We start from the raw sequence: 25,991 nt of genomic DNA, 5'->3' as shown, positions 1-25,991 counted from the left end.
AAATGAAATATAAAAGGATCTTATTAAAGCTTAGCGGTGAATCGCTAATGGGCGACAAACAGTATGGCATTGACAACGAAGTTGTTAATCAGTATGCCAAAGAGATTAAAACCGTGCATGATAAAGGTCTGGAAATTGCGATTGTAATTGGTGGCGGAAATATTTTCAGAGGATTAAGTGCAGAAAAGTCTGGTATGGACCGTGCGCAGGCCGATTATATGGGCATGTTGGCAACGGTAATCAACAGTATGGCTTTACAGGATGCCCTTGAAAAAGTAGGCATCAAAACCCGTCTGTTAACCGCCATTAAGATGGAGCAGATCTGTGAGCCTTTCATCCGCCGTAGAGCCGTAAGACACCTTGAAAAAGGTCGTGTTGTGATCTTTGGTGCTGGTACTGGTAACCCTTATTTCACCACGGATTCTGCCGCTGCACTTCGTGCAATTGAGATTAAGGCAGACATTGTGCTTAAAGGCACCCGTGTTGACGGCATTTACACCGCAGATCCGGAGAAAGATGCCACTGCAACCCGATACAAAAATCTTTCTTTCAAAGAAGTGTATGCAAATAACCTAAACGTGATGGATATGACAGCTTTCACCCTGTGTGAAGAGAACGAGTTGCCAATCATCGTTTTTGATATGAATAAAACTGGTAACCTGATGAAAGTTACCGATGGTGAAGAAATTGGAACCCTGGTAGCAGGATAAAAATACATACTGAAAAAATAGTGTCATATGAATGAGCTGATAAAGAAACAATTACAGGATGCGCAGGCAACGATGGATAAAGCAGTTAACTTCTGCGAATCTGAGCTAACCAAAATCCGTGCTGGTAAAGCATCTGTAGGTATGCTTGATGGCATCATGGTCGATTATTATGGTACACCTACGCCACTGAGCCAGGTTTCCAGCATTACTACCCCGGATGCCCGTACATTGAACATCCAGCCTTGGGAGAAACAATTGCTTGTTCCGATTGAGCGTGCAATTATGGAGGCAAACATCGGCATCAATCCACAGAATGATGGTATTGTTATCCGCCTGATTGTACCACCACTAACGGAAGAACGCAGGAAAGACCTGGTTAAAAAGGTAAAAGAAGAAGCTGAAAGAGGCCGTATCGCCATTCGTAACATCCGTAAAGATGCGAACGAGAAAATCAAGAAGTTGAAAGCTGAAGCAGTATCTGACGACGATATCAAAGTAGGAGAAGGGGAAGTTCAGAAAATCACCGATGCTTACATCGTGAAAGTTGATAAACACGCAGAAGCAAAAGAGAAAGACATCATGACGATTTAAGGTCATTTTTTCTAATCTTATCCATTATAAAAAGGGAATATAGCAGGAGCTGTATTCCCTTTCTTTATTTTTGGTCTCTTATATTTCAGCTGAATGAAGTTATTAATCGACTATTTAAAGGCGTACAAATGGATCGTGGTCATGGCCCTTGTACTTGCTTCCTTGAACATTGGTTTCTCCCTGATTGATCCTTATATCACTGGTCTGATTGTAGACCGCTTTATTGAGCGTAAGGACGCCCTTAATCGTTCTGAATTTATATGGGGGGTACTCGGCTTGGTGGGCATGGGTGTTGCTGCTGCCATGGGTTCCAGAATCGCGAAGAACCTGCAGGATTACTTTACCAGCATCATCGTGCAGAAAGTCGGTGCACAGATGTACGCCGATGGGCTCAAGCACTCGCTCGAGCTGCCGTACCAGGTCTTTGAAGACCAGCGTAGCGGGGAAACCCTGGGTGTACTGCAGAAGGTTCGTCAGGACAGTGAAAAATTCATTACCTCTTTTATTTCTGTATTGTTCGTCAGCCTGATCGGGATGGTCTTCGTGATCGTGTATTCCGTAACGGTGAGTTATAAAGTAACGCTGATCTATTTTGCGGCGATTCCGATCATCAGTCTGGTGAGTTGGCTGCTGAGCAACAAGATCAAGGTAATACAGCGTAAGATCATCGCAGAGACCACGGCCTTGGCAGGCTCTACAACCGAGTCCTTGCGCAATATTGAGCTCGTTAAAAGTCTTGGATTGGCCAATCAGGAGATTGACCGTCTAAACAAGACCACTTACCAGATCCTGGGCCTGGAGCTGAAGAAGGTAAAGTATGTGCGGAGCATGAGCTTCCTGCAGGGCACGACGGTAAACTTCGTGCGAAGCTGTATGGTCGTGGTGCTGCTCATCCTGATCTTTGAAGACACCATTTCCGCAGGGCAGTACTTCTCCTTTCTATTTTATTCCTTTTTCCTGTTTGGACCGCTTCAGGAGCTCGGTAACGTGATCCTGTACTGGCGTGAAGCCGAGGTTTCCTTAGATAACTTCAAACGTATTCTAAGTATGCCGGTTGATAAAAAGCCAGCAAACCCCGTGAAACTGGAGCGGATTACGCGCCTGGCCTTTAAAGATGTAAGTTTTAAACACCTGACTGGTCAGCAGAATGCCCTAACGGATGTCTCTTTCAGCACCAACAACGGCGAAACCATTGCTTTTGTGGGGCCATCTGGTTCTGGTAAAACGACCCTGGTGAAGCTGCTGGTAGGTTTATACAATCCTGTTGAAGGCGAAATTCTATATAATGATACCGCGGCAGCGAAGATTGATCTGGATCAGCTTCGTGAAAAGATCGGCTTTGTAACGCAAGATACCCAGCTTTTTTCAGGTACCATCCGGGAAAACCTGCAGTTTGTACGTCCGGGTGCTACAGATGAAGAGTGTATGTTTGTGCTTCGTCAGGCGGCTTGTGAGAACTTGCTGGCCCGTGCCGACAAAGGCCTGGATAGCGTAATTGGCGAAGGCGGCGTAAAGGTTTCCGGTGGGGAGAAGCAGCGTTTATCCATTGCGCGTGCATTGCTTCGCAAGCCAGATATTCTGGTGTTTGATGAAGCCACCTCGGCTTTGGATTCCCTCACCGAAGAAGAAATCACGGCCACGATCCGGGATGTTTCGGAGCAGACCAGCCACATCACGATCCTGATTGCGCACAGGCTGTCGACCATCCGCCATGCGGATCGCATCTTCGTGCTGGAGCGCGGAAAGATCATCGAACAGGGGCGCCATGAAGACCTCTTGGACGAAAAAGGCCTGTACTATGCCATGTGGCGCCAGCAGGTTGGCGAACGTGTGCCGCAGATAAACAATGGCTAACTAAGTCGTATGCTCGTTGATCTCTTCCAGCGATAGCTTGGTCATGCGTTTTGTTTTCATGTAGGTGATGCCGGCCACGAGTATGGTCATGCTGCCACCGAAAACAACAGCAGGCACGGTTCGCATAAGCTTTGCCGTTAAACCCGATTCAAAGGCGCCAATCTCGTTAGATGAACCAATAAACATGCTGTTCACAGCAGAGACACGGCCGCGCATCTGATCCGGGGTAAGCAGTTGCATGATGGTGGAGCGGATGATCACACTGACGCTGTCAAAAGCACCTTCCATAAAGAGAAATACCAGCGTGAGGTAGAAGTTTTTAGATAATCCATAGCAGATGATGCTGGTACCGAAACCGGTAACAGCAATCAGCAGGTTGCGCCAGGGCTTGTTCATGGGCGAAAACCGCGTCATCAGGAACATGGTGATCACTGCACCGCTGGATGCTGCTGCACGCATGAAACCCAATCCCTCGGAGCCCACCTTCAGAATGTCGTTCGCAAATACCGGCAGCAAAGCGACCGCACCGCCAAAGAATACGGAGAAAAGATCCAGGCTCATCGCGCCAAGCATCATCTTGTTATTGAAAACAAACTTCACACCTTCGGTAAGGCTCTTCACGATGTTGTCTTTAGGGATATACGTTGGCGGATGTGGCTTGAGAAAGAAAATACAAACCAGCGCAACGCCGATGAAAAACAGGATTACGGAATAAGTTGCCGTGATGCCGAAGAAGCCATAGATCAGTCCGCCCATGGCCGGACCAATAATAGAAGCGGCCTGCCAGCTGGAGCTGTTCCAGGTGCTGGAGTTCGGATAGATCTCCTTGGGCACAATCTGCGCCATCAGGGAGAAGGTTGCCGGACTAAAGAACCCGCGGGCAATGCCAATTCCGAAAACCATCAGGTACATAATGGGTACAATGTATTCTACGGGCACATACGGGTGCATCTGACTGGAGGTTACGACCAGCATGACCAGTGAACAGATAAATACGCCGATAAACACCTTCAACAGCAATCCCCGCTTTTCCGACTTGTCGGCTACATAACCGCCATATAAAGCAATGCTGATGGCCGGGATGGCTTCGCAAAGGCCAACCAGTCCTAATGCCAGGGGATCTTTGGTCAGGTGGTAAATGTGAAAGCCGATGATCACGGCCTGCATCTGGTAAGCGAAGGTGAAGAAAAACCGCATGCCCAGGTAGGAGCGGAATTCTTTATACCGAAGGGCCGCATAGGGGTCCTTCTTGTCGATAATAGTCGGCTGTTGCAAAGGTCTAATTTTAAACAAAGGTAGTTTTTCGTTAGCAAAACTAATCACCTGTTTAACTAAAAAGCACCTGATTGTACAGTGACAATCAGGTGCTTCTCTATATGGTCTTTAGCCGTTTCTAGTTTTAATGCTGTTAATCTACTAGCGCAGCTTTTGATAGAAATCAAGGTATGCCGCTTCCACATCTTCTGCCCGATTTATCGCTGAAGACACGGCGACGCCGAAAATACCAGTCTGCATAAGCGCATCCACATCGTTGATGGTTACGCCACCTACCGCAAGTACTGGTAGTTCGACCTGCTGTGTCTTAAGCTGCACCATGGCCTGCTCATAGCCCTGAACCCCAAGGTGCGGATAGTTATTCGGTTTGGTATCAGTGTGCGCAAAGGGACCAAAGCCGGCATAATCAACACCTTCATGCGCCAGTCGAAGCAGTCCTTCCAGCGTGTTGGAAGATCCACCGATGGTGCATGCTTCGCCAACTTCCGCACGGATGCGCAGGAAATCTGCATTCATATCCTCAATGTGGAAGCCCTGAATATCGGCCTTGCCCTGCAGATGGATGTGATCGGTAACGATCAGCGTAGCGCCCCAGTCGTCGCAAATGCTTGCAATTTCATTTATATCTGCTAAAAGCGCATCATCATCCTTACTAAGGCAACGGTACTGAATCCACTTCCCGCCAGCTTCACACACAATCCTGGCTTGTTCTACGTGCGACAAACTTTCCAGATCATGGGTAATAAAATGCAGTTGCTCAATGTATTTTTTCATGGTTAGAACTTTAGGTTTAAAGAAAGCAGGAAGTTCGTGCCAGCCTGCGGGAAATAAAAGTTTTCCGTGGTTCTTACACCCTGGTAAAGGGAGCTGTACGTGTAACCATTGCTTTCATATTGTTTGTCAAAAATGTTGTTGGCCAGCAAACTTAAGTTTACTTTCTTAACCCCCCATGCAGAAAACGTATAACCTGCACGAATGTTACTCACGAAATAAGCATCCAGCTTACGGGTGTCATCCTGCGTGTTGTCCATAAACTGCTTGCTGACATACTTGTTTTGTAAGGCAACAGCGAATCCTTTTACCGGTGCATAGGCGAGTTCTGCGAAAGCAACGGCCGCAGGTGAAAAGGAGATATCCGTATTCCGGTAATTGGTCGTGATGATGTTGCTGATGTCGCCATTATCATCATATTCATACAGGTAATCGATGTAGTTCCTGATCTTGTTCTTGCTTAAAGCCGCATTGGCATTTAGCATAAACTTCGGACTGATCGTGTACGATGCGTCTACTTCAACCCCTAAGCGGTAACTATCGTCTACGTTCTGACGGATGGATTCGCCGACATCGTTGATCTTTCCGGTAAGCACCAGCTGATCTTTGTACTGCATGTGGTAGATGTTTATACCCGCCTGTAGCTGCTCGTTCTTAAAGCGGTAACCTGCTTCGGTATTGTAAAGGCGCTCCGATAGTGGGTAAAGGTTCGCGGTGGCATTCACATAATCATCGCGGTTAGGCTCCTTGTTAGCTACGCTGAAAGATGCATAGAAGTTGCTTTGCGCATTTAGAAAGTAGCTGGCACCAACTTTAGGGTTGAAGAAGTTCAGCTTATCGTTAATGTCAAGCACGTTGAGGTTCTTCTCCGTACCATTAACCTGGTAGTTCAGGTTGCGGTACTGCAGGTCCGCAAAGAGGCTCAGCTGCTCCGTAGCATTGAAGTTTGCCTTCGCAAAGATGTTAAAGTCCTGCTTTTTGCCGGTATTGTCGTAGTAATGGTCACCAAGTTGGCCGTTTGATGCAAACTGTGCCCAGGTGATCTCCCCGAAATGTTTACCATCATATTCGTTGTAAGCGCCACCTAATGTCAGGCTAAGCTTGCTGTTCGCCTGGTAGTTCAGGTTGTAAGTTAAACCGTAGAAGTTGTTGTCCAGCCATCTGCGTCGCACCAGGTTGGTACGTGTCGTGGTATCGCCACCAAGGATCACGTCAGCAAGGCCGTAGTTTTTAAACTTCTGGTCTGCTTTGTATTCTTCATAGTAGCCACGGCCGTCGGTATAATGCAGTGCCCCGTTGAAGGTCAGCTTGTCTGTAAGTTGACGGGCATAAAGGAGCTGGTAGTGGTTCTGCCAGTAGTTGTCGGTCTGGTCCTTATAGGTGAACGGGTTGTAAGTGCGGTTGCCCGAGTTCAGCAGGTTGGCAGCATCTGCTTCAGACAGGTAGTTCCTTGCGATATAGTCCTGCATGCCCTGTGCATCCCCTTTCAATCTAGATTCCGGGATGCCGTTCCAGGCCTGATAGGTTTGTTCGGAACCACCAAATACGTTGATACGGAGCAGGTCCTTTTCGCCCTGGTAGCCGCCCGACATGAAATATGATTTAAGGTCTGAAGCCGCACGGTCAATAAAGCCGTCAGATTTAATTCTGGATAAGCGCCCATCGAAGCTCCATTTGTTGTTGATTAAACCCGTACCCAGCTTCACGGTATTCTTCAGGGTATTGAAAGAGCCGTAAGTGTTATTTACCTCGGCATATGGGTCTATCGAAGTTCCGGCGGTCTGAATGTTCAGACTTCCGCCGAAAGCGCCCGCACCGTTGGTGGAAGTACCCACGCCCCGTTGAATCTGGATGTTGTCTACAGAAGAAGCGAAATCGGGCATGTTTACCCAGAAGGTGCCCTGACTTTCACTGTCGTTATAAGGAATGCCATTCAGCGTCACATTAACCCGGGTGGCATCACTTCCGCGGATGCGGATACCGGTATAACCAACACCACCGCCGGCATCTGAAGTTACAACCACACCAGGCGTGTTGTTGAGGATGAAAGGCAGATCCTGCCCGAAGTTGTTGGCTTCAATTTCCGCGCTGCTAATGTTCTTGAAAGTGGTGGCGGAACGCTCTGTAGCTCTGGTTGAGCGTACAATAACTTCATCTGCCAGGAATGCAGCGGCGGCAAGCTCAAAGCTCAGGCTTTCATCCGCATTAAGGGTGATGGTTTTCTGCATGGCGCTGAAACCCAGGTAGCTCACGGAAAGCGTGTAGTTCCCTGCGGGGAGGTTCCGGAACGCGTAACTACCGGAAGCGTCGGTCTGCGTGCTCTTGCCCTGATTTTGAATCCTGATGCTTGCACCTGGTAATGGTTTGTTCGTTCCCGACTGGGTTACGGTGCCTGTCAAACGGAATTGTGCCTGTACAAATAAAGGCAGCAGCATTACAGCAAAGGCTGTAAAAAGTAACTTTTTCAATCTTTAATGATTTTGGTAAAACCTGCTGTAAGTAGGGGTACTCACAGTATAGTTAAACTCCATAACTCCAATCCCTACGCCGGCATTATCCGGATCAGGTGCATATAGCAGCACATTGTGTTAGCCGCTATAATGGGTATGTTCTCAGCCTGTTTTTGTGTTTTTAAGCAAAACAAGGCACCCCTTTTTGATGTGGCAAAGGTATATAATATTTTAGGATATCTGCAATTGTGGCTTTCAGTTGTGTAGCTACTGCCCCAGAAACTGGTTCACTGCAGCAACAGCATTGTCAAACCGGTCTTCAATTCCACTGACCACAACATAGTTCGCATTTAATGCCTGAAGTTCCCGGTGCCAGACCGCCATAAAGTGCTCCCGCTGATCCGGGAAGTCGCGCAAAGGATCTTGCTGCCAGGGCAGATCAATGTCCATAAGCAGGTAGAAGTCGTAGGTCCTTGTCGGCAGTGCATCCAGCACGATCTGTGGGGTTTCGCCCAGCATGGCATCGCTCCAGATCTTCACCGTAACGAAGGTTGTGTCGCAGAAGATGAAGTCTTTCTCGGTCATAGCCAGCACAGATTCTTCAAGCGCGACCTGTCCGTGAAACATGTTGATTTCATCCTGCATGGTGCAGGGTTCCGTGAGTGCCGCGCAGTAATATCTGGCAAATTCCGCTACCCAGAGGGTGTCGTAATGCCTGGCAAGTTGCTGGGTAATGGTTGATTTGCCCGTGCTTTCCGGTCCTACGATCGCGATCTTTCTAGTCATGTTGTGTTCGGTAAATTTTCCGCCAGTCCCTGTACCCCATGGCGGCGATGTAAACGTATAGCGCATACATCAGGCCAGTTGCGTAAAGCTCCTTCGAGCAGTAAACACCCACATAGATGATGTCTACAAAAATCCAGATCAGCCAGTTCTCCATGACTTTCCTCGCCAGGAAAACCTGTGCCACCAGGCTGCATGCCGTACAGAAGCTATCGATAAAAGGGAAAGAGGCATCCGTATTCCTGTGCAGCAGCGTGCCCAGGATGTAGGTGAAGGCGATGACGGCCAGAATGGAAATTACGATTTCTTTTCTGGTGATGGATAACACCGGACTGCTCGCCTCGTCCTTATTTTTATTATTGCTCCAGAAATACCAGCCGTACACATTCATAACGAAGAAGTACACCTGCAGGCCCATATCTGCATATAGCTTGGCATTGTAGAAAATATTAATGTAGATGAGTACGCTGATGATGGCAATGGGCCAGCTCAGAATGTTGTTTTTTGCGGCAAGCCATACGCAGGCGATACCCGTGACCACGCCACACCACTCCAGCCAGCCGGTTTGTGTAAAGAATTGCAGGAAACTATTTTTCAGCGGCTCGGCAAATAACAACATTTCTGCGGTATGATTATATTGAAGTTCCTGTATGGGCCGCATCTAAATCATGTCACCAGCTGTTCACATGTTCAATGTACCCTCGGTCAAAAGTATAAATCCTAAACAGAAATGCAATAAAAAATCCGGCAGGGAAAGCTTTTCCTTGCCGGATAATAAACCAAACAAACTATTTATGAAGAATACCCTCAATGAAGAGGATTTTTTAAATCAGATTAAGGGCTGTAGAAGTCGTAAAAGGCTAAACCCGGTCATTTACACTGATATAGAACGGAAACAGCTGTCTATATCGTATTCGAATAATTATAAGCGCTATCTATAATGACGATAACAGTAGCTTTAACAGCCCATTGCGTCAAGCTGCAATGTTTACGAAGAAAACGGAATATTGTGCTTTCAAGTATGAAGAAAATCAGGATTTTTCAGGTAAGTATCCATGATGACGCCTGGATGACCGCCTGCACATTTCTCTATATGTTTTTGTTACACTAAGCTATGGCAATCAAGACCAAGATCAGCCCAGCTGTTCGCCCGTAAATACAGATCATTAAAATAATTAAAACAATTCCTGAAGCAGGTTGTCTATTTGTCGAAACTAAAAAACGATGCCATGACAAAGAGCTTCATAAAATATGCAGCGTGTATTGTGCCCCTTACCGCTGTATTTGCATTTACAAGTGTATTTGAAGGTGCAATTAAGGGTAAAGTTGTACCTGTAGAGGGTGCAAACATGGTGATGGCCATTTCTGGCAAAGATACCATCAGCTCACCAATTACAGACGGTACGTTCTTTCTGGCGAAGGTGAAACCGGGTACCTACTCGGTATGGTTTAAAGGCGTCGCACCCTTCAAAGATACCCCTGTTGAAGGCGTAGCCGTTGTTGAAGGGAGTACCACAGACATGGGCGAAATTAAGCTTCAACAATAAGCATTAGCAAGTAACCACCAGCATACATAAACAATCAACCTAAACCTAGGGGCCATTCTTGTAAAAGACTGGCCTTTTTTTGTTGGTATTGTTTTCAAAAAAACCTGCATGGTATCTCTTTAAACCGTATCTTTGCACCCCGACGGGATAGTCGGGATATTACTTCATTTCGCATAGAAACTGTCGCTTCATATTTAAACGCAATTATGCCTAGAGACACCTCCATACGCTCAGTATTAATTATCGGTTCAGGACCTATTGTTATTGGTCAGGCCTGTGAGTTTGATTATTCAGGATCACAAGCGGCCCTCTCCCTCAAGGAAGAAGGAATCTCCGTTTCTATCATCAACTCCAATCCGGCAACCATCATGACGGATGAAATCATCGCAGATCACATTTATTTAAGGCCTTTAACTGTAGATTCAATTGAACAGATTCTAATTGAACAGCAGATTGACGCGGTATTGCCAACCATGGGTGGACAAACTGCGCTAAACCTTTGTAAAGAGGCTGAAGAACGTGGTGTCTGGGAAAAGTATGGTGTTCGGGTAATTGGTGTCGATGTAGCGGCAATTGAGAAAACAGAAAACCGCGAAGCCTTCCGCCAACTGATGGTAGACATCGGTGTTGGCGTGGCAAATTCCCGTATCGCAAACTCTTTCCTTGAAGGTAAAGAAGCGGCACAGGAAATCGGCTATCCACTCGTAATCAGACCTTCATACACCTTAGGTGGATCCGGAGGCGGTTTCGTACACAAAAAAGAAGAATTCGATCACGCCCTTAAACGTGGTCTAGAAGCCTCTCCGACACACGAGGTACTGGTTGAACAAGCCGTACTGGGTTGGAAGGAATATGAGCTGGAGCTTTTGCGCGACAGCAACGACAACGTGATCATCATCTGTTCTATCGAGAACTTCGATCCAATGGGTATCCACACCGGAGATTCGATTACTGTTGCCCCTGCAATGACCCTTTCCGATCGCTGCTATCAGGATATGCGTAACCAAGCCATCAAGATGATGCGTGCCATCGGTACCTTCGCTGGTGGTTGTAACGTACAATTCTCCGTAAACCCTGCGAACGACGAGATTATTGCCATCGAGATCAATCCAAGGGTTTCCCGCTCATCTGCACTTGCAAGTAAAGCAACAGGTTACCCAATCGCTAAAATCGCTTCCAAGCTGGCCATCGGTTACAACCTGGACGAGATCGAAAATCAGATCACCAAAACAACATCCGCTTATTTCGAGCCAACTTTAGACTATGTAATTGTAAAGATCCCACGCTGGAACTTCGACAAGTTCAAAGGTGCGAACATGGAGCTTGGACTACAGATGAAGTCGGTAGGTGAGGTAATGGCCATTGGTCGTACTTTCATCGAAGCTTTACAGAAAGCTTGTCAGAGTTTAGAGATCAGCAGAGCTGGATTGGGTGCCGATGGTAAACACAACAGAAGCATCGAAGAGATCATGTACGGCCTGGAGCATGCCAGCTGGAACCGTTTGTTCCTGATCAAAGATGCGATGAGCATGGGCGTTCCATTGGAGTCCATCCGTAAAGTAACCAGAATCGATAAATGGTTCCTGTCTCAAATCCAGGAGCTTGTTCAACTGGAAACTGAATTAAAAAGATATTCGCTAAACAACATACCAAAAGATTTCTTCGTAACGCTTAAGCAAAAAGGCTTCTCTGATATTCAGATTGCATACCTGCTGGGTAATGTTACCGAAGACGAGGTGTACGATCGCAGACATGAGCTTGGCATCAAGCGCGTGTACAAAATGGTGGATACCTGCGCAGCAGAGTTCTCTGCTAAAACACCTTACTACTATTCAACCTTTGAGGAAGAAAACGAGTCACAACGTTCGGACAAGAAGAAGGTGATTGTACTTGGATCAGGACCAAACAGAATTGGTCAAGGTATCGAGTTCGATTACTCTTGTGTACACGGGATTCTTGCTGCGAAAGAAAGCGGTTATGAAGCCATCATGGTAAACTGTAACCCGGAAACGGTTTCTACCGATTTCAACATTGCAGATAAATTATACTTCGAACCCGTATTCTGGGAGCATGTTCGTGAGATTATCGAACTGGAAAACCCAGAAGGTGTTATCGTGCAATTGGGTGGTCAGACCGCTTTGAAAATGGCTGAAAAGCTACATGAGCATGGTATCAAGATCATCGGTACTTCTTACAATGACATGGACGTTGCGGAAGACCGCGGTCGTTTCTCTGATCTGTTAAAAGAACTTGAAATCCCTTATCCAAGATATGGCGTTGCTGAAAATGCAGAAGAGGCCATCGTTGTTGCCAATGAAGTAGGTTACCCGGTACTGGTACGTCCAAGTTACGTATTGGGTGGACAGGGTATGAGCATCGTGATCAACGATGAAGACCTGGAGAAAGCAGTTGTTAAATTGCTGGGCGACCTTCCTGGAAACCGTGTGCTCATTGACCACTTCCTGGATCGTGCAGAGGAAACCGAGTCTGATTCCATCTGCGACGGTGAAGATGTACATATCGTAGGGTTAATGGAGCACATTGAGCCTGCTGGTATTCACTCCGGAGATTCGAGTGCTGTATTGCCGCCATTCAGCCTTTCTGAGGCCGTTATTGCAAGCATGGAGGCTTACTCCAAGAAGATTGCACATGCGCTAAACGTAAGGGGATTATTGAATATCCAGTTTGCGGTTAAAGATGAAAAAGTATATGTGATTGAGGCAAACCCAAGAGCTTCCAGAACAGTGCCTTTCATTGCTAAAGCTTACCAGGTGCCTTACATCAACATCGCTACTAAAGTAATGCTGGGTGTAAACAAACTGAAAGACTTTACAATTGAGCGTAAGCTTGAAGGTTACGCGATCAAAGAACCAGTGTTCTCTTTCGATAAGTTCCCTGAAGTAACCAAAGAATTAGGCCCGGAGATGAAGTCGACAGGTGAAGCTATCCGTTTCATCAAAGACCTTGAAGATCCTTACTTCCGTAAGCTTGTAAAGGACAAATCGATGTACCTGAGCAAATAATTCCTTCTTAATCTAAATACAAGACCAGGCAAATGCCTGGTTTTTTTATGCCCAAAAATTCCAGAAATTCAGGCGCAAAAAAAAACCTGTTACCCTCCGGTAACAAGTTTTTTAATCATCCCTATAATTATGTTAAAACCCACCTCTGGATTAGAACAATTAGATATAGACAATTTGTGATCCAAGTTTAAATATCTTCAAAAAACCGCCTTAAAGGCACTATAAACAGCTTTAAGCATGTGCCACAACTTCTAGTGCCATTCCACATTGGGTATCAAATTCCCCAACATGTAGATAATAATTCAAGTTGCCTGCCCCTTTTATCCAAACAAAATGGATAATACATCTTCGATTTTGCTGATGCCAATCACCTCAATGCTGTATTTCTCCATCACCAGCCCTTTCAGGTTGAATTTGGAAACGAAGATCTTATCAAAGCCCAGTTTCTGTGCTTCCAGAATTCTTTGATCTATGCGGTTCACTGCGCGAATCTCGCCAGATAAACCCACCTCCGCCGCAAAGCAGTTCTTCGAGCTCACGGGAATATCTTCATGTGAAGAGATGATCGCCACAATGATGGCCAAATCAATGGCCGGATCTTCCACCTTAATACCACCCGCAATATTCAGGAACACATCGCGTGTGCTCAGCTTAAAGCCGCAACGCTTTTCCAGCACGGCAAGTAACATGTTCATGCGTCTGGTGTCGAAGCCCGTAGCAGAGCGCTGTGGCGTTCCGTAAGCTGCAATGCTCACCAATGCCTGCGTTTCGATTAACATCGGTCTTGCGCCCTCTAAAGTGGCTGAAATGGCAATGCCACTCAGCTCTTCATCACGTTGCGAAAGCAGGATCTCCGAAGGATTAGAAACCTCGCGCAAACCAGTGCTGTTCATGGCATAAATGCCCATCTCCGCTGCGGCACCGAACCTGTTCTTAATCGAACGCAAAATGCGGTAAACATGGTGCCGGTCGCCCTCAAACTGCAGTACAGTATCCACCATGTGCTCCAGGATTTTCGGCCCTGCAATCGCACCATCTTTCGTGATGTGCCCGATCAGAAACACTGGGGTATCCGTCTCTTTTGCAAAACGCAAAAGCTCCGCAGTACATTCCCGAACCTGCGACACGCTGCCCGGTGTAGAATCGATATGGGCGGAGTGCAAGGTTTGTATGGAGTCAACAATGATGATCTCTGGTTCCAGGATCTCAATCTGCTTAAATATGTTCTGTGTGGACGTTTCCGTCAGGATATAACAATCCGCCCGGGGCGTACTTGTAATTCGCTCCGCACGCATTTTAATCTGCTGCTCGCTTTCCTCGCCGGAAATATAGAGCACCTTCTTGTTCTCGATGTTCAGCGCAAGCTGTAACATCAGGGTCGATTTCCCGATGCCGGGTTCCCCGCCAATAAGCGTCACAGATCCTGTTACGAGTCCGCCGCCAAGTACGCGGTCTAGTTCCTGGTCGCTCGTACTCAAACGCTTCTCTGTAGAAGAGACGATGGTACTCACCTGACTTGGCACATTGCTGCGGTGCGTGGAGGAGCTGGTCTTCCAGGACGGAACCTTAGCGCTGCTCTTTTCAACGATCTCTTCAACGAAGGTGTTCCATTGACTGCATGAGGGGCATTTGCCGAGCCATTTTGCGGATTCATAACCGCAGCTCTGGCAGAAATAGGAGGATTTAGCTTTAGCCAATTGCTTAGTATTTAGTTGTTACGAATTTAGATTAATAACCGGAAAAGTACAGCAAGCAAAAAGGGTATCCTGATGAATACCCTTTTTGTTATTGTTTTAGAGTTTGATCTCTTCTTCCTTAGAAGAAAGAATGTGAAATTCGGTTAGGTTGTAAGCGGAAACTGCACGGATCTTTATTCGTTGACCGAATTTGAAGAACCATTTCCATTGCAGGGAATAAATCCCCTTTTTAATGTACGCTTCAATGTATGGGTGTACACACAAGGTAACGTTCTTTTCATTTTGCTCCCGCAAGATGTAGTTCAGGTTGTTTTCAATGTCATCCATCAGTACGATGCTGGCTTTGATCTCCCCTGTACCACCGCAAGTAGGGCATTTTTCGCTTGTCACGATGTTCATCTCAGGTCTTACCCGCTGGCGGGTAATCTGAACCAGTCCAAACTTACTTGGAGGCAGGATGGTGTGTTTGGCGCGGTCTAGCTGCATCAGCTCCCGTAAATCGTCAAACAGGATCTTCCTGTTCAGGGGTTTGTGCATATCGATGAAATCGATCACCACAATACCGCCCATATCTCTTAGTCTAAGTTGGCGGGCAATTTCTTTTGCAGCCTCTTTATTTACCTGTAGGGCATTCTCTTCCTGGTTTTCCTTACTTGCGGTTCTGTTACCGCTGTTCACGTCAATAACGTGCAACGCTTCGGTATGTTCTACCACGAGGTAGGCGCCACCAGGCAGGTTTACGGTTTTACCGAAGCCATTCTTGATTTGCTTTTCGATCCCGAAATGCTCAAAGATGGGCTCTTTGTGTCTGTAATGCTTTACAATTTTCTCCATTTCCGGAGAGATCTCATGCACGTACGACTTAATGTCTTCGTATAGGTTCTGATCGTTGACATATACGTTGGTGAAATCTGTACTTAGAATATCACGGATCAACGTTGATGTACGGTCCATTTCACCCCATACTCTTTTTGAGGGCTCTGCATCTGGCAACTTCTTCATGAAGTTTTCCCATTTGGCAACAGAGTCCATTAAATCTTTTTGTAGTTCAGCAACGCCTTTCCCTTCGGAAACAGTTCTGATGATCACACCAAAGTTTTTAGGTTTAATACTTTCAATAATCTTCTTAAGACGATTACGTTCGGTATTGCTCTTAACCTTTTTGGAGATGGAGATCACATTTGAAAAGGGTACCAATACAATGTACCGGCCTGCGATGGAAAGATCAGAACTCAGGCGGGGGCCCTTGGTTGAAATAGGTTCTTTAGCTATTTGAACCGGCACCACCATATTTTTGAAAACGACTTCTGATATTTTACCAGCCTTATTTATATCTGGTTCTAATTTGATATCATCGAGTAAATTTCCAGTAACTGATCCATTCCGCTTAATTTTTGTGAGCTTTATTAAAGACTGCACCTGAGGGCCTAGATCAAAATAATGCAGAAAAGCATCTTTTTCATAACCCACATCAACAAAGGCCGCGTTCAGGCCGGGCATAATCTTCTTTATGCGGCCCAAATAAATGTCGCCAACAGCATAATTATTGTTGATGTGTTCCTTATGAAGCTCTACAAGGTGTTTGTCTTCAATCAAAGCTATGGTTACTCCTGTTGGAGCTGAATCGATAATTAATTCCTTTACCAAAAGCTAGAGATTTCAAGGTATAAATACCTTATTAAACACATGGACTGAAAATAAAACACTATACGCAACAACATAGACCATGAATATGCTTGATCTATGTTGTTGCGTATAAAAGGAATAAGAAAATTATTTTTTCTTATGTCTGTTTTTTCTTAAACGTTTTTTGCGTTTGTGGGTGGCCATTTTATGTCTTTTTCTTTTTTTACCGCTTGGCATAATTTTTAAAGTTTAATATTTTGAAAATCTGTTGATTAAATTTTTTCTTGCAGCTCGGCAACTTTTCTGTCAATGAATTTCGACAGGGTAAGGTTACCAGCTAGCTTTTTACTTTGTAAATAAGCGTCTATAGCTTCTTTGTTTTTTCCTAAGCTCTCATAAGCCGTTGCCAGGTAGAAATAAGCATCTGGTGAGGCTTGGATGGCAATGATGTCATTAAACCTTGCAATTGCTTTATCAAACTGTCCCGACTTAATTGCAAAAATGCCTAAACTCATGTTTGCCTTAAGATTTTTCGGATCCTTCTTAACAACGTCCATCAGCATGGCGATACCTTGCATCGGCATACCCATACCATTTACGATTGTTATGCCCAGTCCTGTTTTAGCTTCCAGATTCGTAGAATCCAAAGCCACAGCTGCACTGTATGAGGCATTTGCTTTTTGCAACAGCGGCTGCAACAATGTGGTGTCTCTGCTGTTATCAAATGCTTTCATCAGCTTCTCGCCAGCGGCAAGCCAGCTGTCCAATGTTTTTTCCTGCTGTGCAACCATTTCCAGGTACAATGCACTTGGAACAGGTTGATCTACCGCATCCCACTTTTTAGCAAGTGATGCCGCAAGGCTGAACTTTTTATTGCCGTCTGCTGTCTTGAATTCGTTCTCTAATGTCGTAATATCCTTCGCAACCGCAGAGCCAACTAAATTCTTACCAACAGTTGAAACCTGATCGATGTTAATCTCAGCAGCTTCCGCCTGCATTGGTCCTGCAGCAGGTGCTGCGGTGGTCTCTTCCTTGGCTTTAACCAAACCTTTAATATCCCGGGTAAACAAAAAAGCAACCAGCAGAACCACTGCTGAAATAAGAATAATTTGTTTAGTCCGGATTGTTAACATAGTTGATTAAGCTTCTACAGCGGTGATTTTTTTAGAGTTGTTTTTTACCTTTTCCACGAACACTTTCGCCGGCTTAAAGCTTGGTACGAAATGCTCAGGGATAATGATCGCAGTATTTTTAGAAATATTTCTAGCGGTCTTTTGTGCACGTTTCTTTACAACAAAACTTCCAAAACCTCTGACGTATACATTCTCGCCACTGATCATGCTATTCTTGATTACCTTGAAAAAAGCCTCAACTGCTTCCTGCACATCTACTTTCTCAATTCCTGTCTTTGTTGATATTTCTGTAATAATATCTGCCTTAGTCATATTCGTTATTATTAATTTATTGTGTGTTATGTTTATCAGTGTTTTGGGGTTGCAAAAGTATTGCTTTTTAACGAGATAGGAAAATAAAAGATCATTTATTTGAAGTTTAAAGCATCACCCGAATGCAAGTTTTGTAAATAAGTATTAATAAGCATGTACTTTTGCAAGCATGAATTTTCAACCGGAAATAATTGCCTGGTATCTGAATAATAAACGTGAATTACCCTGGAGGAATACATCTGATGCCTACATTATTTGGCTCTCCGAAATAATCCTGCAGCAAACCCGCGTAGAACAGGGTTTACCCTACTTCAACCGCTTTCTTGCAGCCTTCCCAACGGTGCAGGATTTCGCGGCAGCTACTGAAAGTGAGGTGCTTAAACTCTGGGAAGGCCTTGGCTATTACTCCCGTGGTCGCAACATGCTACATACCGCCAGGGCTGTAATGGAGCTGCATGGTGGCATTTTCCCCACCGCGTACGATACCTTGATCCAACTTAAAGGAATAGGTGATTACACGGCAGCTGCAATCAGTTCCTTCGCGGCCAACGAATCCCGTGCCGTGCTCGATGGTAATGTGTTCCGCGTACTTGCCCGATATTACGGCATGGATACCCCCATAAACAGCCCGGCAGGTAAAAAGGTCTTTTCAGCACTTGCTGATGAGCTCGTTCAGGGCCAGGATGCTTCGATTTACAATCAGGCCATCATGGAGTTTGGCGCCCTGCAATGCAAGCCGAAATCGCCGCTTTGCGAAAGCTGTCCGCTTCGGCCGGATTGCTTTGCCTACAATCACCAGCAGGTGCATTTGCTGCCGATGAAACTGAAGCCTGGCGCGAAGCGCGTGCGCCATTTCAACTACTTCGTAGCAGAGCATAACGGACAGGTGCTGATGAAGCAAAGAGCTGCCGGCGACATCTGGCAGCAGCTTTACGATTTCCCATTGGTGGAGACCTCCGCCGAGCACTATGCCGTGCCGGAAGAATTTGCGCAGAAGACCGCTGAACTGTTTGGCTTTAGCCCGCTTTTGCGTCCTATGATAAACAAGAAACATGTACTTACGCACCAAATAATATATGTACAGTTCTTTGCTTTAGACAATAATATCCCTAACTTTAATAGTACGGCAAGTTTTAAATGGCTCAGTAGGGCGGCCGCAATGGAGGTGCCCAAGCCAAATGTCATCAACGACTTTGTTAAATTTTATCTAACCAAATTATAAGTCCATGTCAGGTATCAATAAGGTAATTTTAGTGGGACATTTAGGCAAAGATCCTGAAGTCCGGCATTTAGATGGCGGCGTTACTGTTGCAAGTTTTCCCCTGGCCACCTCTGAAAGTTATAACAAAGACGGAAAACGCGTAGAACAAACTGAATGGCATAACATCGTGCTTTGGCGGGGCTTAGCTGAAGTCGCTTCGAAGTATTTAACCAAAGGGAAGCTGGTGTACATAGAGGGGAAACTACGAACGCGCACCTTTGAAGACCGTGAAAAAGTAAAGAAATATGTGACTGAAGTGGTGGCGGAGAACTTTACCCTGCTTGGTCGTAAAAGTGACTTCGAAAGCCCGGCACCTGCCGCTGCTGCACCGAAAGCGGAACATGATTTTTCAGGTACGAACGACATCAACGGAGATATACCATTTTAAATCCTAACGGATCTGCATGATCCATAAGCGAGTTTGCGCCGCTTTACATGAAAAATGTAAAGCGGCTTTTTTGTGTCCGGAGCAGTTTGCAGTTTAACCCGGGGTCATTACGCCCTCCATGCGGCATTGATGCGGCCATCACCGCCTGCGCCCGTATAGACCCCGTGTAGAGGCCGCATCGACCCCGGGTTGATCCCGAAGCTGGTACCTAATTGGTCCCTGGCAGGCCCGGGCATGACTGCGCACAAAAAAACCGCTCCAGGTTACTGAAGCGGTTTGCAATATGTCTGTAAATGTCTACTTAATCTTGGTGTAGTAGATGTTTAGCTTTACTTTATTTGTCGTGTTGCCAAAAGAACTGATAACAGATCTGCTGGAAGATGTAGGCAATCCAAACAGGTCGTAATCTACCGTTGGCGCCAAGAAGGTACCATAATCAACAGTTTTGCCATCTAGCAATTCCTGCATGTAACGGGTAACAATGAACGTGTAGTTCTTGTTGGTTGAATTGTAACGTCCAATATAACTTGGTACCACGCGGGAATCATCCCTTAGCAGGAACTCCACATCTGGGATGTGTACGCGTTGTCCACCGATATCGTAGCGGTATAAAGCCATACGGCTTGCCGGATCAAAAGGCGAAACATCACTGCCGGCCTCAATTGGCACAACCAGTTCTGCTTTATTGATGATCACTTTACCACCTAAGCTTTGCACAAGGTTTGCCAAATGCGGGAAAGATATTTTGTTTCTCAAGCCTGAGGTACCTTGCAAGTAAGTGGTTTGATATTGTACCGTTGGATTAGACAGTTGTGTTTCCACAGGTGTGCCGGTATAGTTGTGCTTAATGGTCGCAGCAACAGGGTTCTTTGTTGGTGTGATCGGGAAGCCGTCCGCTACGGTATCAATCTTACCTGCTGTGGTTGCATTGGCCTGTTTAAAATACACTTCAAGCATTGCACCTGCAGTGCCGGCCATGTTGAAATGTGCGATAGCGCCTCTGCCAGTGACTCTGGCCTTGTTTACACTGACGTGCAAGCCTTTGAATCGTGCATTGAAAAAGGCATCGTTGGTAAGTGCATTCACAGGGATCTTTAAGATCTGTGCGGTGATGAACTGCTTATCCAGCGGAATACGAAGTGCTTTAACGGCTACTACCGAATCTGGTTTCCCACCAATGACCTTTGTGTACTTAACTGGGGTATTTGGTTTAATGCGGCCGGTAAAGTTACCTATAACGCCATTTGGAACAAGTTCCGAGCTGGTGTTGAATGCCCAGTCCTTATTGCTCATGAAAGCGGTCTGGGTGGAAAGGTCGTCTCTAAGCTGATGCACATCTACGCTGTATATAGCGGTGGAGTCGCCATAGAATTCTGAAGCATAAGGCAGTACCAATACCGCGGAGTCAAGTGCAGCATCCAGTTGGATTTTGTAAGCTGCGCTTGGCAGGTTTACGCTCATGGCGAGGCTAGCTTCAGTCGTACCCAACACAGGATCGTTTAACAGTCCTAGTGGGTAGCGGCTGATGCCGTTGGTGTTTGTCGGGTCCTCGCGTAAGGTTTCCGTGCGAATGGTTACCGAGTCGATCAGTTCACCTGAAACCGCAGTTTCGGGATCTACATCAAGACCTATGGTGTTTGAAGATTTGCAGGACGCAAAAAGAAAAAGACCTATCAACAGGGTTAATAAGTCTATTTTGTAAAATCTCATAATAAATTAATAATGCTTTTAAGCTATTGACTGTAATTCTTCAGTTGAGATCTCTTCGTATAGATTGTAGAAGTTCTCAAAATTTTCTGTTAAATTATAAGCTAAAGTTGGCTTGTTGGAATCTTTAACAAATTTTAACACATCGTCTTCAAGCTTTTCGTCGGCTAACACTACTGCATCTGAGTAGGTTATGGCGCCAATATGCATGGTGCTGCAATCTGCTTTTTCAAATACTTTAGTATCCGCTTCAGTCATGTTGTTCATCACTGCTTTGGTACATAGGTTAGCATTTAAATTTTCAGTGAAGCAGTTTTCATAAACGGAGTAAACAACTTTTGAATTCTTGAATGTTGGATCATTCTTGTAGCTGGTTTTGATGTAAACTGGTACAAGTGCGGTCATCCAGCCATGGCAGTGCACGATATCTGGTGCCCAACCTAACTTTTTCACCGTCTCTAATGCGCCTTTACAGAAGAAAATCGCTCTTTCGTCGTTGTCTTCATAAAATTTGCTTTCTTTGTCCCTGAAAACATACTTGCGGTGGAAGTAGTCTTCGTTATCCAGGAAGTAAACCTGCATACGAGCTGCAGGAATAGAGGCAACTTTAATAATTAAAGGATTATCATTATCATCGATAACGATATTCATGCCTGATAAGCGAATCACTTCGTGTAATCTATTCCTTCTTTCATTAATGTTTCCGAATTTTGGCATAAGAATCCGGATTTCGAATCCTTTGTCTTGCATTGCCTGAGGCAATTGGCGGGTAATTTCTGAAATTTTGGTCAGTTCGAGGAAAGGCGACATCTCGTGTGTAACAATCAGTAGCTTCGTTTTTGCCATCTCCATATTCGTAGATAAATTATGTTAAAGAAAAGATAATCAAGGCGCAAAGATAGCAAAATTATACCATTTATCAACTTCTTGGGCAAGATGTTTTGTTGGGAAAATATAATTAACCAACTTAGCCGCCTAAATTTCGAGAAGCTGTTTTGAAAGTAATTCATACGATAGCTGCATTGCAAATGCAGCTCGAGCCGGTAAACGCGGCAAACCAGAAAATTGCACTTGTACCGACCATGGGTGCACTTCATCCAGGACATGTTTCGCTCATAAAAGCCGCCCAGCAAATCGCCGATTTCGTGGTATGCAGCGTGTTTGTCAACCCCACACAATTTACAGATCCTAAAGATCTTGAAAAATACCCCCGCCCGGTAGAACACGACATCAGGATGCTTGAAGAAGCAGGCTGTGACCTGGTGTTTATGCCTTCGGTAACGGAGATGTATCCGCAACAGGAACAATGGCACATCGACCTCGGTTCTGCAGAGTTTCTACTTGAAGGTGCTTACCGCAAAGGGCACTACCAAGGCGTAACACAGATTGTTAAAAAGCTGTTCGATGCCGTACAACCACATAAAGCATTATTTGGCCAGAAAGATTACCAGCAGGTACTCATGATCCAGAACATGGTGCAGTACTTTAACCTACCGATCGAGATCGTTACTTGTCCGATTATACGGGAGCAGGATGGCCTGGCCATGAGTTCCAGAAACATCCACCTTAGTGCTGCCGACCGCGAACATGCGCTGGTGCTTAGCAAGGCACTGGATTTTGTGAAGACGAACTTTGAGCAGCAAAGCGTGCAGGCGCTGGAAGCACAGGCCAGTGCGATGATTCGTGAGACGCCGGGTGTGGAGCTCGACTACTTCACTATTGTAGACGGCACGACGCTGGAACCACAGGAGGATAAGCAGGCTAAAAATCTGGTGGCACTTGTGGCGGCCAAGGTTGGTCATACCAGGCTCATAGATAATATGCTGTTGAGCTAATACTATTATTTCCCATTGAAAAATACCTAACTTTGTGGTATGATCATTCAAATTTTAAAGTCGAAGATCCACCGTGTAAAGGTGACCCAGGCTGAATTGAACTATGTTGGAAGCATCACCATCGATGAAGATCTGATGGATGCTGCTCAGATTATCGCAAATGAAAAGGTGCAGATTGTGAATAACAACAACGGTGAGCGCTTTGAAACTTACGTGATTAAAGGCGAGCGCGGTACCGGTATGGTTTGCTTAAACGGTGCCACTGCGAGGAAAGTTCAGGTGGGTGATATCCTGATTATCATGTCTTACGGATCGCTTCCGATTGAAGAGGCAAAGAAATACCATCCTATTCTTGTTTTCCCTGACGACAACAACCATTTATTGAAATAAGCTGCTGAAAACTATTGTATTAAAATTGCTATGCTGCCATAATATTTAGTTCTTAAATACTAAATTTGGCCAGACCATATCTCATAAATACAATATTATGCAATTTCAATTAAGTGAAGAACAATTAATGATCCAGCAAGCTGCGCGTGATTTCGCACAGCATGAATTGAAGCCTGGCGTTATTGAGCGGGACGAGCATCAGAAATTTCCGGCTGAACAGGTGAAAAAACTGGGTGAGCTTGGCTTTCTGGGCATGATGGTAGATGAAAAATACCATGGTAGTGGCCTGGATGCTTTGTCGTACGTTCTGGTAATGGAAGAGCTTTCCAAGATAGATGCCTCCGCCTCCGTTGTCGTTTCTGTAAATAACTCACTCGTGTGTTACGGCCTTGAAGCTTACGGCACAGAAGCACAAAAAGAAAAATATTTAAAGCCCCTTGCTTCTGGTGAGCAGATCGGCGCATTTTGCCTTTCAGAGCCTGAAGCAGGTTCGGATGCCACGTCGCAGCAAACTACTGCAGAAGATAAAGGCGACTACTACCTGTTAAATGGTACCAAAAATTGGATTACAAATGGTAGCACTGCTTCCGTTTATCTGGTTATCGCACAAACCGACAGATCTCTTAAACATCGCGGTATCAATGCCTTCATCGTAGAGAAAGGTATGGAAGGCTTTACCGTAGGGCCTAAAGAAAACAAACTGGGCATTAGAGGAAGTGATACAAACTCTTTGATGTTTAATGATGTGAAGGTGCCTAAGGAAAACCGCATTGGTGAGGATGGCTTCGGATTTAAGTTTGCCATGAAAACCCTTGAAGGTGGCCGCATCGGTATCGCTGCGCAAGCTTTAGGTATCGCAACTGGTGCATACGAGATTGCACTGGAATATGCTAAACAAAGAAAATCTTTCGGTAAGCCTATTGCAGATCATCAGGCAATTGCCTTTAAACTGGCAGACATGGCAACGCAGATTGAAGCAGCAAGAATGCTGGTTTATAAAGCGGCATGGTTAAAAGATCAGGGGCAACCTTACACCCTTGCAGGTTCAATGGCTAAGCTTTATGCATCTAAAGTTGCCATGGATGTAACCGTTGAAGCGGTACAGATCCATGGCGGGTATGGTTTTGTGAAAGAATACCATGTGGAGCGTATGATGCGTGATGCTAAAATCACTCAGATCTATGAAGGCACCTCTGAAATCCAGAAAATGGTCATCTCCAGAGAAGTTCTAAAATAACGTTAGTCGTTTTTAATTAGTGATCCGAAGATCGCTTTCATGATTGCAATAACAATGGCGAGTAATGCAGCTGACCAGAAGCCGGCCGTATGAAAGCCATCCATAATGGAATCGACAAGCAGGATCATCAGTACGGTGATCACGAAAGAGAACAATCCGAGTGTAAGCACGGTGATTGGGAAGGTGAGTACACGCAGGAAGAAGCCGATGGTTGCATTTGTAAGTGCGATCAGGATTGCGGCAATGATGGCGGTACCAAACCCGTCAACCTGTACCCCTGGTACGAGGTAAGCAGCGATAAGCATGATGATGCCCATCAGCAGGATGTCTAAGATAATTTTCATTTTGTTTATATTCGTCAGATGATGAAGTTTAAAGGCTATGCTGGTTTGTGTTTGTTGTTGTGCAGCCTTTATGCCTGCAATTCTACAAAAAGCAGGCCGCTTGAGATCGATTTTTCTAAGGATAGTTTAGCTATTGAAATCCGGAACATTGATCCGGTGGGCATGGCAAAGATCCGGAATGGTGAACTTACTGATTCCCTGCTGCAGGAACTGGTGACGGTATTGCAATCGCCCCAGGCGGGTGACAGTGCCGGCGTGGAGCTGGAGGTGCCAGGTGAAATATTGCCTGCTGCCGATGGGTTGATCTTTAAGCCGGAGGCGGGTTTTGAAAAAGGACGGAAGTATATGGTGCTCACCTATGTGAACTCCAGATTTGCAGATTTTCAATCCATAATCAAGAGCCAGACGAAGTTTAATATGGCACCAAATCAAAAGGTGCTTTTGCGTTAAATAATAATTTTCCGCTACATATGCATTGAAAATCTTGTAACCACTTGATTTTTAAATTAAAAAAAATATATTACCTTTGTGCTCTAATAGAGGATAGGAGGGGACAAAGGTCCCCTCTTTTCTTTTGTTAATATTTTGATATGCAAGTAGAAAACAGAGTAAAACAGTTAATTGAAGAAAAGATTTCGGATAGACCGGAACTCTTCTTGGTGGAAATTAGAATGCTTCCGAACAATAAGCTAATTATTCACGTTGATGGTGATGAGGGCATAAGCATCCAGGATTGCGCTGCGATAAGCAGACATGTTGGATTTCATTTAGAGGAGGAGAACGTTATTGAACAGGCATATAACCTGGAAGTATCTTCCCCTGGTGTTGGAGAGCCTTTGAAGTTAAAGCGTCAATACTATAAGAATGTTGGCCGGAATTTAAGTGTTAAATTATCGGATGGCACGCTAAAAGAAGGTAAATTGTTGTCGTTAACAGATGATGCAATTACCATCGAAGAACAGGTAAAAGAAAAAGGTAAAAAGGCGAGATTAGAGGAAACTGTAATTGGCTTTGATCAAATAGTAGAAACAAAGGTTTTAATTTCATTTAAATAAAA

24 protein-coding genes are annotated in these 25,991 nt (G+C 45.3%); 12 read left to right on the top strand and 12 right to left on the bottom strand.

From position 1 onward, the window contains the following. Window positions 1-2: 2 nt before the first annotated feature. From pyrH to IEW69_RS02890, 3 genes are all read left to right on the top strand, one after another. A complete protein-coding gene (gene pyrH / locus IEW69_RS02900; RefSeq protein WP_188625330.1) occupies window positions 3-710 on the top strand; it encodes a UMP kinase in 708 nt (235 codons plus the stop codon). Between the two features lie 27 nt (window positions 711-737). Further along, window positions 738-1,301 (top strand): ribosome recycling factor, encoded by a 564-nt coding sequence (gene frr, locus IEW69_RS02895; protein ID WP_188625329.1) that lies wholly within the window; start codon window positions 738-740, stop codon window positions 1,299-1,301. Between the two features lie 93 nt (window positions 1,302-1,394). Continuing rightward, on the top strand, window positions 1,395-3,155 hold the full coding sequence (locus tag IEW69_RS02890) for an ABC transporter ATP-binding protein (protein WP_188625328.1): 1,761 nt from the start codon (window positions 1,395-1,397) through the stop codon (window positions 3,153-3,155). On the opposite strand, the gene IEW69_RS02885 is transcribed toward IEW69_RS02890, so the two are convergent. The 5 genes from IEW69_RS02885 to pnuC all read right to left on the bottom strand — a co-directional run bounded on the left by IEW69_RS02885 (window position 3,156) and on the right by pnuC (window position 9,053). Then, entirely contained in the window at window positions 3,156-4,430 is a 1,275-nt protein-coding gene (locus IEW69_RS02885; protein WP_188625327.1) for an MFS transporter, read from the bottom strand. Between the two features lie 141 nt (window positions 4,431-4,571). After that, window positions 4,572-5,204, bottom strand: coding sequence for a thiamine phosphate synthase (locus IEW69_RS02880; protein ID WP_188625326.1), 633 nt, complete (start codon window positions 5,202-5,204; stop codon window positions 4,572-4,574). A 2-nt stretch (window positions 5,205-5,206) separates the two neighbouring features. Continuing rightward, a complete protein-coding gene (locus tag IEW69_RS02875) occupies window positions 5,207-7,669 on the bottom strand; it encodes a TonB-dependent receptor (protein WP_308420551.1) in 2,463 nt (820 codons plus the stop codon). Between the two features lie 249 nt (window positions 7,670-7,918). Next, complete coding sequence (locus IEW69_RS02870) at window positions 7,919-8,437, bottom strand: AAA family ATPase (protein WP_188625325.1); 519 nt, start codon at window positions 8,435-8,437, stop codon at window positions 7,919-7,921. Further along, window positions 8,430-9,053 (bottom strand): nicotinamide riboside transporter PnuC, encoded by a 624-nt coding sequence (gene pnuC / locus IEW69_RS02865; protein WP_188625324.1) that lies wholly within the window; start codon window positions 9,051-9,053, stop codon window positions 8,430-8,432. The genes IEW69_RS02870 and pnuC overlap by 8 nt, the downstream gene beginning before the upstream one ends. Window positions 9,054-9,663: 610 nt before the next feature. Here pnuC and IEW69_RS02860 point away from each other — a divergent pair. Together IEW69_RS02860 and carB are read left to right on the top strand one after the other, a co-directional pair. After that, the gene (locus tag IEW69_RS02860) at window positions 9,664-9,981 is read left to right on the top strand and encodes a carboxypeptidase regulatory-like domain-containing protein (RefSeq protein WP_188625323.1); all 318 of its coding nucleotides are present in this window, start codon (window positions 9,664-9,666) and stop codon (window positions 9,979-9,981) included. A gap of 206 nt (window positions 9,982-10,187) precedes the next feature. Next, on the top strand, window positions 10,188-13,004 hold the full coding sequence (carB, locus tag IEW69_RS02855) for a carbamoyl-phosphate synthase large subunit (protein WP_188625322.1): 2,817 nt from the start codon (window positions 10,188-10,190) through the stop codon (window positions 13,002-13,004). Window positions 13,005-13,324: 320 nt separating this feature from the next. Here the strand turns inward: carB and radA are convergent, their stop codons facing one another. From radA to IEW69_RS02835, 4 genes are all read right to left on the bottom strand, one after another. Then, window positions 13,325-14,701, bottom strand: coding sequence for a DNA repair protein RadA (gene radA / locus IEW69_RS02850; protein ID WP_188625321.1), 1,377 nt, complete (start codon window positions 14,699-14,701; stop codon window positions 13,325-13,327). A 96-nt stretch (window positions 14,702-14,797) separates the two neighbouring features. Next, entirely contained in the window at window positions 14,798-16,348 is a 1,551-nt protein-coding gene (locus IEW69_RS02845) for an Rne/Rng family ribonuclease (RefSeq protein ID WP_188625320.1), read from the bottom strand. A 251-nt stretch (window positions 16,349-16,599) separates the two neighbouring features. Then, window positions 16,600-17,460, bottom strand: coding sequence for a tetratricopeptide repeat protein (locus tag IEW69_RS02840; RefSeq protein ID WP_188625319.1), 861 nt, complete (start codon window positions 17,458-17,460; stop codon window positions 16,600-16,602). 6 nt (window positions 17,461-17,466) lie between these two features. Beyond that, on the bottom strand, window positions 17,467-17,772 hold the full coding sequence (locus IEW69_RS02835; protein WP_188625318.1) for an HU family DNA-binding protein: 306 nt from the start codon (window positions 17,770-17,772) through the stop codon (window positions 17,467-17,469). Window positions 17,773-17,941: 169 nt separating this feature from the next. Here IEW69_RS02835 and mutY point away from each other — a divergent pair, with 169 nt between their 5' ends. Beyond that, window positions 17,942-18,994, top strand: a complete 1,053-nt coding sequence (gene mutY, locus IEW69_RS02830) for an A/G-specific adenine glycosylase (protein ID WP_188625317.1) — start codon at window positions 17,942-17,944, stop codon at window positions 18,992-18,994. A gap of 4 nt (window positions 18,995-18,998) precedes the next feature. After that, window positions 18,999-19,421 carry a single-stranded DNA-binding protein gene (locus IEW69_RS02825; protein WP_188625316.1) on the top strand — a complete coding sequence of 141 codons (423 nt, stop codon included), beginning with the start codon at window positions 18,999-19,001 and terminating at the stop codon, window positions 19,419-19,421. Window positions 19,422-19,718: 297 nt separating this feature from the next. Here the strand turns inward: IEW69_RS02825 and IEW69_RS02820 are convergent, their stop codons facing one another. Both IEW69_RS02820 and IEW69_RS02815 read right to left on the bottom strand, forming a co-directional pair. Further along, window positions 19,719-21,131, bottom strand: a complete 1,413-nt coding sequence (locus IEW69_RS02820; protein ID WP_188625315.1) for a DUF4270 family protein — start codon at window positions 21,129-21,131, stop codon at window positions 19,719-19,721. 18 nt (window positions 21,132-21,149) lie between these two features. Further along, complete coding sequence (locus tag IEW69_RS02815) at window positions 21,150-21,974, bottom strand: glycogen/starch synthase (protein WP_188625673.1); 825 nt, start codon at window positions 21,972-21,974, stop codon at window positions 21,150-21,152. A gap of 149 nt (window positions 21,975-22,123) precedes the next feature. On the opposite strand from IEW69_RS02815, the gene panC reads away from it, so the two are divergent. From panC to IEW69_RS02800, 3 genes are all read left to right on the top strand, one after another. Continuing rightward, the gene (gene panC, locus IEW69_RS02810; RefSeq protein WP_188625314.1) at window positions 22,124-22,963 is read left to right on the top strand and encodes a pantoate--beta-alanine ligase; all 840 of its coding nucleotides are present in this window, start codon (window positions 22,124-22,126) and stop codon (window positions 22,961-22,963) included. A 39-nt stretch (window positions 22,964-23,002) separates the two neighbouring features. After that, window positions 23,003-23,353, top strand: coding sequence for an aspartate 1-decarboxylase (gene panD, locus IEW69_RS02805; protein ID WP_188625313.1), 351 nt, complete (start codon window positions 23,003-23,005; stop codon window positions 23,351-23,353). A 97-nt stretch (window positions 23,354-23,450) separates the two neighbouring features. After that, window positions 23,451-24,590 (top strand): acyl-CoA dehydrogenase, encoded by a 1,140-nt coding sequence (locus IEW69_RS02800; protein ID WP_188625312.1) that lies wholly within the window; start codon window positions 23,451-23,453, stop codon window positions 24,588-24,590. A gap of 2 nt (window positions 24,591-24,592) precedes the next feature. Here IEW69_RS02800 and IEW69_RS02795 read toward each other — a convergent pair whose 3' ends face one another. Further along, window positions 24,593-24,934, bottom strand: a complete 342-nt coding sequence (locus IEW69_RS02795) for a phage holin family protein (protein WP_188625311.1) — start codon at window positions 24,932-24,934, stop codon at window positions 24,593-24,595. An 18-nt stretch (window positions 24,935-24,952) separates the two neighbouring features. Between IEW69_RS02795 and IEW69_RS02790 the strand changes: the two genes are divergently transcribed. Together IEW69_RS02790 and rimP are read left to right on the top strand one after the other, a co-directional pair. Next, a complete protein-coding gene (locus IEW69_RS02790; protein WP_188625310.1) occupies window positions 24,953-25,384 on the top strand; it encodes a hypothetical protein in 432 nt (143 codons plus the stop codon). 140 nt (window positions 25,385-25,524) lie between these two features. Further along, entirely contained in the window at window positions 25,525-25,989 is a 465-nt protein-coding gene (gene rimP / locus IEW69_RS02785) for a ribosome assembly cofactor RimP (protein WP_188625309.1), read from the top strand. Window positions 25,990-25,991 lie beyond the last annotated feature (2 nt).

This window comes from Pedobacter quisquiliarum, assembly GCF_014642175.1.
GTDB classification, from domain to species: Bacteria; Bacteroidota; Bacteroidia; order Sphingobacteriales; family Sphingobacteriaceae; genus Pedobacter; species Pedobacter quisquiliarum.
The sequence above is the reverse complement of the archived record's forward strand: the minus strand, read 5'-3'. Positions and strand labels throughout refer to the sequence as shown.